The following is a 12,782-nucleotide window of genomic DNA, read 5'->3' as shown; positions in this document are numbered from 1 at the left end:
AGTTATGAAAAAGAAGAAAGTAAAGGGATTTCTAATCAATGACCCCTGTTCGGACGATTGTGTTTTTCACCTCTACATCAAAAGTAGCGTGTTTATATTTTTTTCTCCATTCACCTTTAGAAATGCGATTTCCCCTTTTATGAGCTTCGTATTCATTTCCAAAGCCAATTGGATCAGCATCTATTTTCTGCAGACGATAAATTAATTCCTCAATATTCTTTTTTACTGCTTTATTTATTTCCCTTTCAATCAACTTTATTGCAGCGGGATTTCCAAAATCTAAAGGTTCGGTTGTTTCCATTAACCTTGAGTCTAAATTAACATCGATTTTAAAACGGAGATTTTTTTCATCTAATAATTTAATCTTTGATTTACTTCGAATATTATCAATAGAAATAAATAATTTATTGTAAACCTTTCTTTGTTTATGCTCACTATATTTTAAAATGATCTTTTTAAAACGGTTGCGATTAAAACCAATTTCCTGAGTTCCTGCTTTATACTTATCAATAAGAATTTTTAAATAGAATAATTCTTCGGGTTTTAGTTCCTCTATCATCTGATCATCCTTAAAAAGAGCCATACCTGAAATAATGACATCTTTTCCTTTGACTTTTAGTATTGGAAGAACAGGGTCTTTACCAATATCATAAAAATAGTGATTAAATTCTTGAAGTGTGGGAGATAAAATCTGTTCCCCCTCTACATTTTGTTTTATTAAATTATACAAGTAGGTTCCAAGGTTGATTGTTGAAGGATTTTTTAAATCAATTTTCATAATTGAAGAAGCTGTACCTTCTGCAACAGTTAAATAGACCATGTTTCCGACCGTTGCATCCCTGTTTAATGCATCTACAAGCTGAATAATTCCTTTTTTTGCCAGTTTTCTACTGTAAACAACGGCACGAAGCTGACCTGTGACTAGTTTTTGATTGGATTCCAGATTTTGCACCTGCCTTAGTCCCCTGCCTGTTCTAGCTGTATCTGTTATCACTTTTGTCATGTTTTGCGCCACCGGATCAAATTTATGGACGACAATTGTTCCTTTAATTCGATTTTGCTTCTCCATGTCGTAACCAACAGCTGTTATAAGGCCAAGTTCCTCCAATTGTTTTCGTTGAACACAACCTGCAATTATAACCATAGATAAGATAAGAATTACAGATATAGTCCATTTAAGAAGCCTGCACACTTGCTTTTTTCCTCCTCATAAACTTTTTTTTCACCAAAACAATAATGGAGAGCAAAACAGGGTAGCAGAAGGCAGCAAAAAAACCAATTTTAGCGATGATATCTGTCATTTCATTCATTTGATATCTAGCTTTAATAAAAAATGTCCCTCCCCACACAAGGAGTACAATAATCCAAATTCCTTTTTTTTGTTTTCGATTCATTACCCTCGAAAATCCTTTTGATGCTGCCCACAAATAGGTGCACATATTGGGCAAAACAATAAGCATCCAAAATGACACGGCAATAAATTCAAACCTTTCAAGGTTTGGCAGTCGAATAATTTTGAACATTGATAATACAGGCCAAATCGTTCGAGCCAGGCTTTCTTCAGCAAAAAAAGTAGTAGTAATGATTGTCACGATTGTAAAAAGGACTGTCGTATAAAGATTGCCTATTTGGGCAAATAGAAAAATTTTCTTTTTATTTTTCACATATGGATATATGAACATTATCACTTCAAATCCCATCATGGAAAGCGAGGATTTATACATTCCTGTGACAAGATGTTTTAAATCAACAGTCCAGATTGGAAACAAATGTGTAGGATCGGAATATTTCACAGGTATCAATAACAAAAAAACAAGCCAAAGTGTTCCTATAACGGCTAGGAAAGTAAAACCGACTATGACCCGGATTCCTCCTAGAACTGCATAAACAGATAATAATATCAAAACCATGGCTATTTGCCAGGTTGGTAAATCTGGGAAAATCCATACTTGGACAATTTCGATGTAATTCATCAAAATCACAAAAAATGTAGCACACATGTATAGCATATAGACAATATTGAGCGCATTACCAATTATTTTCCCGAATACGTCAAAGTGAATTCCATATAAATCGGCACTATCATATTGATTTAGCATTAAGATTATGAAACATAAAACTACGCCTGTGGATATACCTGCTAAAAAGACGGAGATCCAAGCATCATGCTTTGCATATAAATAAACGATACGTGGCAGCCCTACAATCCCAACACCTGTTTGTGTTTTATGAATAATAAACATGATAAGAAAAGTATTAAATAATAATCCTTCCTTAGGATGTAAATTCACCTTCATAATAATCGCTCCTATTCATCTACATCCTTTTTTTCTTTTGATTGTTGAACAGGATATCTATGCTCATCAGTCGGGCGGTTTGTTTCAGGCCGAAATGATAGGTATTGCAATGGAAATCGGAATACACTGTATCCTAAATCTTTTAATCTTATAGGATAGACAGGCATAAAATAAGGGCCACCCAATGTTTCTAGTTTTAAGAGGTGAATCAGGAAGAAGCAGAATGCAATCATGATTCCGATTCCTCCCCAGATTCCTGCCAGAATGATAATTGGAAATCGGATGATACGTATTGCCGTCCCCATTATGTAGCTGGGAGAAGTAAATGATCCAAGAGCACTAAGGGCAATGATAATAATTAAGATGTTGCTAGTAAAACCGGCATCAACAGCAGCTTGGCCAATTACAATACCGCCTACGATACCCATCGTCTGACCGACTTTCGTAGGAAGCCTCGCACCGGCTTCTCTTAATAGTTCAATAATAAACTCTAGTAGAAGTGCTTCAAAAACCGGCGGAAACGGGACATTTGACCTTGATTGACCTAATGTGACGAGCAAAGGAGAAGGTATTACTTCATAATGATACGTTACAACAGCAACATAGGCAGGGGTAAGTAATACAGATAAAAAAATGGCCGATAACCGCAGCATCCGTAAGAAAAAACCCATATTCCAACGCATATAAACATCTTCGGTTGTTTCAAAAAAGCTAAAAAAAGGGGTTGGACCGTATAAGGCGTCCGGACTCCGGTCCATAAGGACAGCGACCTTCCCCTTCAATAAAGCACCGGTAACCCTGTCAGGTAATTCCGTTGTCATCAATTGGGGAAATACGGTCCAACTATTACTTTCTACCAATTGACCAAGGACGGTGGTGTCCGCAATTTGATCGACCTTTAAATCATTTATTCTTTGTCTAAACGTATTCACGTTTTCTTCATCAGCAATATCTTTAATATAAACGATTTTACCTTTCGCTTTTCCCCTCTTTCCAATAACTACATCCTCCATACACAAATTGGAGTCTTTAATATTGTTTCTAAGAATATTTAAATTGCTATTAAGTGATTCAGTGAAAGAAATTTTAGGCCCATAAACGAGGGATTCCGTTTCTGCCTTTTCCAATGACCTTTCAACAGTTTTACTAACATTTGCAAGAAGTCCGCATGGATCACCTTCAACATAAATATAAACATTGCCTTCTATTAATGAGGAGGTTATCTCTTGCAATTGATTCGCAGCTGATAGTTGGGCTATCGGAAGTATTTGAACAAGATTTTCAATACTCCAATCCACTTCATCGTGATTTTGAATGGTTCTTATAACAAAATCATCTATTGCATTTTTATCGATTACACTAGCAAGGAAACTGAACAGGATTCTCTTTTCGTCCTTTTTCAAGGTCCTGAAATTCAAATCGGAACTTGCATTCAGAACTGTTTTTAATTGTTCCTTTAATTCCTCGATTTTCAAGCTATGTGCTTTCTGCTCTTCGTTTTGGTTTATTCCTGATTTTCGCTTGAACAAAGGCAACACCTTCAGGATTTCGTTTTTTTTATCATTACCAGAAGAGACAAATTTTACCCAAAATAAAAACGGTTGGCTCCCATATTTATGTATAATTCCTTAATAATTAGGCAAATTTCTCAATAATTATCTATATTATTAATAGGAATCTACTGTTAAGTATGAAAATACAAAAAGATAAGGCTGACTCAATTTGAGTCAGCCTTTAGTTAAGTGGTTCATGATTTTATTCAAAATAATACATTAAGGCAAGGGCACCCGGTCCTGTGTGGGTACTGACCGTTGGGCCAGTATAATCAATCTCGATATCCTCGTATCCTGTTAAATCGATAATACTTTCTTTAATTTTTAAAGAAAGCTCATATGCTTCTGCGTGGACGATTCCGACACCGCGAATCGTTTTTCCCTTTATATCTTCCGCAAATTGTTTTGTAAAAAATTTTACTACCTGAGAATGGCTGCGTACCTTTGTTACAGGAGTATATTCAGCCCCTTCAAGGGAGGCAATTGGTTTAATGTTTAAAAGCGAGCCGATAAATGCTTTTCCTTTTCCGATTCGTCCCCCCTTTACAAGGTTCTCTAATGTATCCACCATAATATACAATTTCGTATGATTGCGGACAGTGTCTAAACGTTCAAGGATATCTTCCATGCTTTTACCTTGTTTCGCCAATTCTGAAGCTTCTTTAACTTGAAAGGCAAGGGCTTTAGAAATAAAACTTGAATCAATAACGGTTACTTTCGTTTTCGTCATATGGGCAGCACTCTCAGCAGATCGAACGGTTCCACTCATTTTACCGGTCATATGAATGGACAATACTTCGTACCCTTCTTCTCCAAGGCGGTCATACACTTCCAGGAAGGAACCGGCTGATGGTTGGGAACTTTTTGGCAATTCGGGTGATTTCCTCATATTTACAATAAATTCGGCCGGATCTAATTCCACCCGGTCTAAATACGTTTCTCCATTTATCGTCACGGACAATGGCACAACAACAATGTCTAATTTTTGAATCATTTCTTGAGACATGTCCAATGTTGAATCAGTAACAATTTTAATTTTGCTCATTCCTTCACATCCCTACCAATACTTCCTTGAATTATACATGTTTCACCTAGTGAAGGAAATATAATCCTCTCTTTTCATGATACATATATATCATTTTTAATAACAATAAAAGAGCATCGGTTTCCCGATGCTCATAAAAGATTTACGCATTATTCTTTAATTCTCCAACTTTAAATAGCTGTTCATAATCCGGCCATTTCATGACCTTTTTCAAATAGTCTTTAAAGGAGTAGCATTTTTTCGGGCTTCGCTCCCCATAAATGGACGTTACAAACGTCTGCAAACGGACTTGGATCATAAATTTATAAGTGCTATCTTCCTCCAATACAGGAATATCCATGACTTTAACCTTCTGTCCAACATCATTTTTGAACTCTAGGCTTTTGAATAACAAAATATCAATCCTCTTTTTCACCCGTTTGATAATATTATACATCACCTACACCTCGAAATGTGTCTAATTATGCCTGTATCAAAAAAATATTTATAAATTTTTCACAGAAAAAATTCAGAAAATATCCTAGAGAAATAAAAAAACAGGCCAATCGGATTGACCTGTTTTCCAGTCAAATGCTTTGAGTCAGCCTCTACTTTTTAACAGATTCTCGGAAACATCGTCCCCGATAATCTTGTAAGTAATCGTTTAGATCCAAGCGGCGTTTCTAATAACAGCCGGCCTTTTTGTTTCCCAATGATAGAGCCAATGATAACGGCAGCCCAGCCTTCCGAAAATTCTCGTAAAATGCCAATCACTTTTTCTTTTTCTTTATCGGCAACGATGATAATCGCTTTTCCTTCGTTAGCCAGGTAAAGCGGATCAAAGCCTAAAAGATCACAAACACCATGAACCTCTTCTTTGACGGGAAGATCGAGTTCATTGATTTTCATCGTTAACTGAAAATCTTCAGCAATTTCCACAAGGGTCGTTGCAAGTCCTCCCCTTGTTGGATCACGCATGATCCGCACTCCTTTTGTTTGGTGAAGAACTTGACCTAACATACGATTTAAAGAAGCACAATCGCTTGTTATTGGTACTGTAATCCCTAACTCTCCTCTGGCTGCAAGAACGGCTATTCCATGATCGCCAATTGTGCCTGATACAATGATGGCATCTCCCTCTTCAAACTCAAGACTGCAGCAGACCTTTGGCTCATAGATTCCAATTCCGGTCGTATTAATGTAGACACCATCGGCACTGCCTCGTTCCACCACTTTCGTATCCCCGGCGACGATGGTAACTCCAGTTTTTCTTGCTTCATTTGCCATATCCGTCACAATTTTCTTTAAGTCTGAAATTGGAAAGCCTTCTTCAATCACAAATCCGCATGTTAAGTATACGGGCTTGGCGCCGCTGACAGCCAAGTCGTTGACTGTACCTGCTATAGCTAATTTTCCAATTGAGCCCCCGGGGAAAAAGATAGGTTTAATCACAAATGAGTCCGTTGTAACAGCAATTTGGCCGCCTGGAATCGTTAACGCAGCTGCATCAAATAAGGCTGAATTACCATCATCAAATGCTTCAATAAACACATCGAGAATTAACCGATGGCTTAATTCGCCGCCATCACCATGTGCTAAGCTGATATACTGATCCATTAAAAGCTCTCCCTCATGTATTGATAGTAAGCCGAACAGCTGCCTTCCGCCGATACCATACACGGGCCAATCGGATTCATCGGGTGACAGGCTTTACCGAACAGTGAGCATTCCTCCGGGGAAATCAACCCTCTGATAACTTCGCCGCAGCGACACTTTGTTTTCCTTGGCTCAGTGACTTCCACCGTAAACCTTTTCTTCGCATTAAACCGGTCATACGCCGGTTTTAAATCCAGGCCGCTGCCCGGAATCACACCAATCCCGCGCCATGCTTCATCACATGGGATCAAATAGTTATCCATCCACCGATGGATGACCTGATTTCCTGTTTTAGTGACTATAGAAGGATGATTATTAACAATGACGACCTGCCCGTTTAATGCCAGATCAATCGATTTGTAGATCCCTGAGAGCAATTCTGCTGTTTCAAATCCGGTGATAACACCGGAAATCTTATATTCATCAACTAAATACTTATAGGAATCTTCACCCAATACTATCGAGACATGACCGGGAAGTAAAAATCCGTCCAGATGGACTTCGCCGGCATCCAATAAATAACGAAGGACAGGTTCGACGAGCTTCGTTGTCATCCAAATTGAAAAGTTTTTTATATCGAGTTTCTCAGCTTCTCCAACCATAAGGGTCAGGATTGGAATGGTTGTTTCGAAGCCAATACCTAGAAAGATGACTTCTTTGTCAGGATTTTCTTTCGCGACCTTAACGGCGTCAACAGGGGCGTATAACACTCGAATATCTTTTCCGGTAATTTTTGAATCGAGCAAGGTTTTGGTGGACCCGGGTACCCTCATCATATCGCCAAAGGTACAAATGATCCGATTTTCAGCTTCAGCCAAGGCAATCATTGCATCTATCGAATGTTGATCCGTTACACAAACAGGGCATCCCGGCCCTGAAATAAGGTTCACCTCATCCTTCAAGCATTGCTTCACACCCGTTCTTGCCAGCGACATTGTATGTGAGCCGCAAACCTCCATAAAGGCAGGCTTACGTCCGAATTTTTGCTGAAATTCTTTTGCTTTTTCAATTACAGCTTCTACCATAGGCCAGCAAATTTCCGGATTAGTTGACTGTTTCAGAGTTTCGAGCATGAATCAGCTTCCTCCATTCTGCAACACTTTCTCTTGCATAGGCTTCAACGACAATACTTATAGCCTGACCTGCATGAACAATGACATAATCCCCAAGCTCTACTTCCGGGACAAAAATGGTTCCCACCGTGGTTTGTGAGCCCATCACATCGACAACGGCACTATATTCCATTTTTTTTACTACCTTTGCTGGTACGCCAACGCACATTTTTTAGCCCTCCTTTTTGCAGCCGCAACCACTAACTGCCCGTATGATAATCCCCCGTCATTGCATGGAACCTTTTCAGGTACATAAACGGTAAACTTTCTTTTTGCTAATTCGTCCGTTATTCTTTTTCTCAAATAACGATTATGGAAGCTTCCTCCCGATAAAACAACTGACTTCCGGGCATCAGGAATAAAAGTTTGTATTTGTTCCATCGATGCTATAATTGCCTGTACTATCGTCTCATGAAAGCGGCCGGCTATTTTCACTGCATTTTTACCTGCTGCAACCTCTGCCGCAATCTCTTTAATCATGATAGAGAAATCAATTGTTAAAAGATTATCCCTATCATTTACATCAAAGGCGTATGGCTCAAAAATGACTTGTTCATCGACAAGTTCCGCCAATTGAATTGATGCCTCCCCGTTATAACTGGACACTTTTGTTACACCACATAAAGCACTTACCGCATCGAACAGCCTGCCGCATGTTCCTGCATAGACAGTATTAATCTTTTTTTCAATCATTATTTTTATAATTTCAATCTCAGAAGCTTTATCAGCAAATATGGTTTTAGCCAGTACTACTCCTTGTTCACCGTGCAGTGAAATAAGCATCGCAGTCGCATTTCGCCATGGTTCCTGTATGCATTTTTCACTTCCGGGAAGGGGGGTATAGTGCAAATGGGCCATGCGTTCAAATTCGAGCGCATCTCCATGGAAGACTTCAAAGCCCCAAATATTACCGTCAAGGCCATAGCCTGTTCCATCCAATATAATTCCAAATGCTTTACCGGAAATCCGATGTTCATCCATACAGGCAGCCATATGGGCATGGTGATGCTGAACTTCAATGACTTCAGTAAATTTGTATTCTTTTACTAGTTTCCGAACATGATAGTCCGGGTGAGCATCAATGACTGCCACAGATTTTGGAGTATCAATCCATTTTAAAAGATGCTCCAATTCATGCTGATAATGATTGATGGTTTCTATATTTTCTAAATCACCAATATACGGTCCGACAAAAAACTGTTCATTTCGCCCAATCGTAAAGGTTGTTTTTTGCTGACCGCCAAAAGCAATAATACCTGTGACATCCGCATCTGCCATAAAAGGATCGGGGACATATCCCCTTGATCTTCCTTCCCGGTATTGATTTGTATTACCGAATCATCTACCGGATGTAGAATCTCACGGTTATGAACCAGGTAATAATCAGCAATTCCATTCAGATAGTGAAAAGCTTCGTCGTCATTATATAAAATCGGCATTCCTGAAGGATTGGCACTTGTCATCACAAGGCACGGAAGCTCTGGGTCCGCTAATAGTAAATGATGGAGCGGTGTATATGGAAGCATCACACCGATTGTGTTCATACCGGGAGCCACATTTGCTGCAAGCCGGGACCGTTCCAGTTTTTTCAGCACTACGATTGGTGATTCAGGGCTTTTTAACAGCTCTCTCTCGGCACGATTAACGATAGCAATTTGTTCAGCTGCTAAAATGGAAGCTGCCATAACAGCTAGCGGCCTTATAGGCCGTTTTTTTCTTTTTCTTAAGGTAGTGACCGCTTGTGGATTGCCGGCACTACAGCAAATGTGATAATCGCCAAGCCCTTTAATGGCAACGATTTCCCCTGCTTTTAATAGCTTAATTGTTTCTTCTATCGGATTCTCATAAGCTACTTCTAAATTGTTAATATCAAGCAAGCGGACTTGCGGTCCGCATTTTGGACACGCAATCGGTTGAGCATGATGCCTCCAATTTACAGGGTCTTCATATTCCCTCCGGCAGTCCTCACACATCGGAAAGGTATTCATCGATGTATAAGATCTGTCATATGGCAATTCTTTAATGATCGTGTATCGCGGACCGCATTGCGTACAGTTGATAAACGGATAATGGTAGCGAAAATCACCGGGATCATTCATCTCATTCAGACAATCATCACAAACGGCTGAATCAATCGGAATGACAAGCAGCGATGTGCCGATCCGTTCACTGGCAATAATGGTAAAGTTCACTAACCCCTGAATATCTGTTTCATGAACAAGAATCTCATTGATTTTCGAAAGTCGCGGTGCCTTATTTTTCAAGTCTGATAGAAAGGCCTGAACCTGCTCCGATTCCCCTTCCAGGTGAATTTTGACTCCGTCCATATTATTTTGGACAGTACCATTTAATCCGTGAATATCAGCTAGCTGAAAGACAAACGGACGAAATCCGACTCCCTGTACCCTGCCTCTTACTGCAATTTTTACAGCTGTAAGCATTTTTTGCAGGCCCCTTCAACCCAGGAAAACCATTCATGGAGCCCTTCCTGCGTTCGTGCTGAAAGCGGCAGTAATGTTGAGAGCGGATTAATTTGCGATAGATCCTTTCGAGCCTCTTCCACATTAAAATCAAGGTATGGGAGCAAATCAATTTTATTTAACAGAACAAGTTCGGTTCGCATAAACATTTGCGGATATTTTGGAATCTTATCATTACCTTCAGGTATACTTAGGACGGCAACTTTATGCTGCTGTCCAAGGTCGTATCCGGAAGGACAGACGAGGTTGCCGACATTTTCAATAAACAATAAATCAATATTATCAAAATCAAATTCAGCTAATGCAGCTGCAACCATTCTTGCATCAAGATGGCAACCGCCATGTGTGTTAATCTGAACAGCTTTTGCTCCCATTGCCCGAATCCGGTCAGCATCCCTTTCCGTCGCCAAGTCTCCTTCAATAACGGCTATCCGATATTTTTCGGATAAGGCCCTGACTGTTTCCTCTAATAGGGTGGTTTTTCCTGCGCCAGGAGAACTCATTAGGTTAATCACCAAAGTTTTCGTGCTTTCGAAAAGCTCTCTATTGAACTCTGCAGCCTTATTATTGTTAGTTAATACATCTGTTCTTAAAGTTACTTTCATCATCGATTACTCCCTTCGTATGATAATACCTGAAATGTTTCCCCTTTCAATACCTTGCCGGATGGGACCTTACAGCTTGGACAGAGCGCAATTTTTTGATCGGGCAGGTATTCAATCCCGCACAGGACACATAAGGCCTTCGCTTCTTCTAAATGAATGATTAATTGGGCGTTTACCGTAAAAAAATGCAAATTTTGATCACGAAAAATATCAAAAGCCATATGTAATGCTTCCGGCATTGCATTTGAAATTTCACCAACTATTAACTCAATTTTTTCAATTTTTTCGACACCTCTTGCTGCTGCATCCTCATGAACCAGCTGAAGTATATCCCCCATTAATGACATTTCATGCATACAATCACCCGCTTTTTTCTGCCGTTGATAACCCGATATAATACATCTCATCCTTTAATTTCAACCTTAATGGCTCAGGCTGAAAATTACCTGTTTGTGTTATAAAATTGTATTCTTTCTCACAATTCAAACATTTGCCACTTAAATATAGTGTTGTTAGAATAATAATATTCGAACATTCAGGACATACTCCATCCATTACCTGCATGTTCGATCCATAACGTGCCACTATAATTGGTTTTCCTCTAATAAATTTCATTTCCAGTTCTGCTGAAGCCTCTGTTTTTTTCATTAATGGATGCCAGGTGATACCGAGTGCCATATCAGCAACATCTTCCACCTTTTCTATGTCCTCTTTAATAAAAGGTTCATAGACTGCTTTAACTGTCTCGAACAAACTATTGCCTAATTCTTTCAAAAAATCGAGCCGTCTCATGACACAGATCTCCAATAAATCACTTGGTTTATCACTGCTTTCGCAAGGTCACCCAACTTTTTCCGATTGGTGTCCGTTAACCCGACCCCTAATTCCAGCGAGGTTGGCTGCATACCAAACATCATAATCTGCTTAGGGTAGCGCTCCCTCATTTTTGCTGCAAATAATACTTCCTGGAACCCCAGCTGGTGAATGGACATTTTGACCCCGAAATAAGCAGGAATTTCTTCTCCTTCCAATGCGATAATCGTCCCGCCTTCCTTACCTGCATTAATTGCATCAATAATAATAAGGTTTTCCGCATCCTCAACAGGTCCAAGTAATCTCATGCCGTCAGTCAAGCCCTCAATTATCTCAATATTTTCATAGTCTTTTAATGCATTTTCCAATATCGGTAAAAGGTGAATGCCAACACCCTCATCTGAAAAGAGAGTGTTGCCAATACCTAAAATGGTGATTTTTTGTTTGTTACTCATGTTTGCCACCTACAACCTTTTTTGGCTCTGTTTTATATCCTGTAATCATTGATGACACAGATCCATTCCGTTCAAGATAATCGTCCCGGAAGGCCATGTATACATGAATGACGATAAAGAGCATAAAGCCCCAGGCAGCAAGATGATGCCAGGAACGAAGCGTGTAGCTATCTCCTCCGAACAGGTAGGGTACCAAGCCAAACAGTTTTGCCCAGAAGGAATCCTGCTGCGGTTCAAAGTACATATAGAATCCTGTCAGCATCACGATCAATGATCCAAGGCCGATAAAAATCCAATAGCTTAACTGTGCTAACGGGTTATGACCGATATAATGAGGTTTTTTATTTTTCAAAAATAAATAGAATTTGACGGTTTCGAAAATCTCTTTCCAAAAAATTCCTCGGAATGGATTCGATGTTGCAAACTTATTTCCTTTTAATACCCAGTACAGACGGAACAAAAGATTGGCGGTAAACAGAAAAGCTGCAAAAAAGTGAATGTATCTCATCCAGCCCATTAGATTGGAATAATAGGCCTCTTCAGGAATAATTGCCGCAGCAAACGGTTTTCCAATATAAATCCCGGTTCCCATTAATAGAAAGATTGCCAACATATTCACCCAGTGGAAAATCCTAACCGGTAATTGCCAAACATAAACTTTTACACCATCATTAAGCGGGTTAAAAACAATCGGTCTTTCCGGGTGAAACGATACTTCGCTGTTGACCGCCGGTTTATCAGGTACCGGTTTCGGACATTCAGTCGGTAAGTTTGGCGCAGCCATTTG

15 protein-coding genes are annotated in these 12,782 nt (G+C 39.4%); all 15 read right to left on the bottom strand.

Going from position 1 to position 12,782, the window contains the following annotated elements; translation table 11 throughout:
* Nucleotides 1-31: 31 nt before the first annotated feature.
* The 15 genes from AC3ANV_RS09280 to cybH all read right to left on the bottom strand — a co-directional run bounded on the left by AC3ANV_RS09280 (nt 32) and on the right by cybH (nt 12,779).
* Entirely contained in the window at nt 32-1,192 is a 1,161-nt protein-coding gene (locus tag AC3ANV_RS09280) for a Ger(x)C family spore germination protein (RefSeq protein WP_488313331.1), read from the bottom strand.
* Entirely contained in the window at nt 1,176-2,297 is a 1,122-nt protein-coding gene (locus tag AC3ANV_RS09275; RefSeq protein ID WP_488313330.1) for a GerAB/ArcD/ProY family transporter, read from the bottom strand. Before AC3ANV_RS09275 ends, AC3ANV_RS09280 begins: the two co-directional genes overlap by 17 nt.
* Before the next feature lie 11 nt (nt 2,298-2,308).
* On the bottom strand, nt 2,309-3,826 hold the full coding sequence (locus AC3ANV_RS09270) for a spore germination protein (RefSeq protein WP_488313329.1): 1,518 nt from the start codon (nt 3,824-3,826) through the stop codon (nt 2,309-2,311).
* A gap of 226 nt (nt 3,827-4,052) precedes the next feature.
* A complete protein-coding gene (locus AC3ANV_RS09265) occupies nt 4,053-4,895 on the bottom strand; it encodes a DegV family protein (RefSeq protein WP_488313328.1) in 843 nt (280 codons plus the stop codon).
* Nucleotides 4,896-5,037: 142 nt separating this feature from the next.
* The gene (locus AC3ANV_RS09260) at nt 5,038-5,289 is read right to left on the bottom strand and encodes a DUF2535 family protein (RefSeq protein ID WP_488314172.1); all 252 of its coding nucleotides are present in this window, start codon (nt 5,287-5,289) and stop codon (nt 5,038-5,040) included.
* A 200-nt stretch (nt 5,290-5,489) separates the two neighbouring features.
* Nucleotides 5,490-6,491: a hydrogenase expression/formation protein HypE gene (hypE, locus tag AC3ANV_RS09255; RefSeq protein WP_488313327.1), complete on the bottom strand. Its 1,002-nt coding sequence runs from the start codon at nt 6,489-6,491 to the stop codon at nt 5,490-5,492.
* Nucleotides 6,491-7,603: a hydrogenase formation protein HypD gene (hypD, locus tag AC3ANV_RS09250; protein WP_488313326.1), complete on the bottom strand. Its 1,113-nt coding sequence runs from the start codon at nt 7,601-7,603 to the stop codon at nt 6,491-6,493. Before hypD ends, hypE begins: the two co-directional genes overlap by 1 nt.
* Nucleotides 7,575-7,811, bottom strand: coding sequence for a HypC/HybG/HupF family hydrogenase formation chaperone (locus AC3ANV_RS09245; RefSeq protein ID WP_488313325.1), 237 nt, complete (start codon nt 7,809-7,811; stop codon nt 7,575-7,577). The genes hypD and AC3ANV_RS09245 overlap by 29 nt, the downstream gene beginning before the upstream one ends.
* Nucleotides 7,784-8,920, bottom strand: a complete 1,137-nt coding sequence (locus tag AC3ANV_RS09240; RefSeq protein WP_488313324.1) for a Kae1-like domain-containing protein — start codon at nt 8,918-8,920, stop codon at nt 7,784-7,786. Before AC3ANV_RS09240 ends, AC3ANV_RS09245 begins: the two co-directional genes overlap by 28 nt.
* The gene (hypF, locus tag AC3ANV_RS09235) at nt 8,809-10,083 is read right to left on the bottom strand and encodes a carbamoyltransferase HypF (RefSeq protein WP_488313323.1); all 1,275 of its coding nucleotides are present in this window, start codon (nt 10,081-10,083) and stop codon (nt 8,809-8,811) included. Before hypF ends, AC3ANV_RS09240 begins: the two co-directional genes overlap by 112 nt.
* On the bottom strand, nt 10,068-10,727 hold the full coding sequence (gene hypB / locus AC3ANV_RS09230; RefSeq protein WP_488314171.1) for a hydrogenase nickel incorporation protein HypB: 660 nt from the start codon (nt 10,725-10,727) through the stop codon (nt 10,068-10,070). The genes hypF and hypB overlap by 16 nt, the downstream gene beginning before the upstream one ends.
* The gene (locus AC3ANV_RS09225; protein ID WP_488313322.1) at nt 10,727-11,083 is read right to left on the bottom strand and encodes a hydrogenase maturation nickel metallochaperone HypA/HybF; all 357 of its coding nucleotides are present in this window, start codon (nt 11,081-11,083) and stop codon (nt 10,727-10,729) included. Before AC3ANV_RS09225 ends, hypB begins: the two co-directional genes overlap by 1 nt.
* A 4-nt stretch (nt 11,084-11,087) precedes the next feature.
* Nucleotides 11,088-11,519 (bottom strand): hypothetical protein, encoded by a 432-nt coding sequence (locus AC3ANV_RS09220; RefSeq protein WP_488313321.1) that lies wholly within the window; start codon nt 11,517-11,519, stop codon nt 11,088-11,090.
* Entirely contained in the window at nt 11,516-11,995 is a 480-nt protein-coding gene (locus tag AC3ANV_RS09215; RefSeq protein ID WP_488313320.1) for a HyaD/HybD family hydrogenase maturation endopeptidase, read from the bottom strand. The genes AC3ANV_RS09220 and AC3ANV_RS09215 overlap by 4 nt, the downstream gene beginning before the upstream one ends.
* Entirely contained in the window at nt 11,988-12,779 is a 792-nt protein-coding gene (gene cybH / locus AC3ANV_RS09210; protein WP_488313319.1) for a Ni/Fe-hydrogenase, b-type cytochrome subunit, read from the bottom strand. Before cybH ends, AC3ANV_RS09215 begins: the two co-directional genes overlap by 8 nt.
* Nucleotides 12,780-12,782 lie beyond the last annotated feature (3 nt).

Source organism: Neobacillus sp. DFD-2R (genome assembly GCF_057747865.1).
The sequence above is the reverse complement of the archived record's forward strand: the minus strand, read 5'-3'. Positions and strand labels throughout refer to the sequence as shown.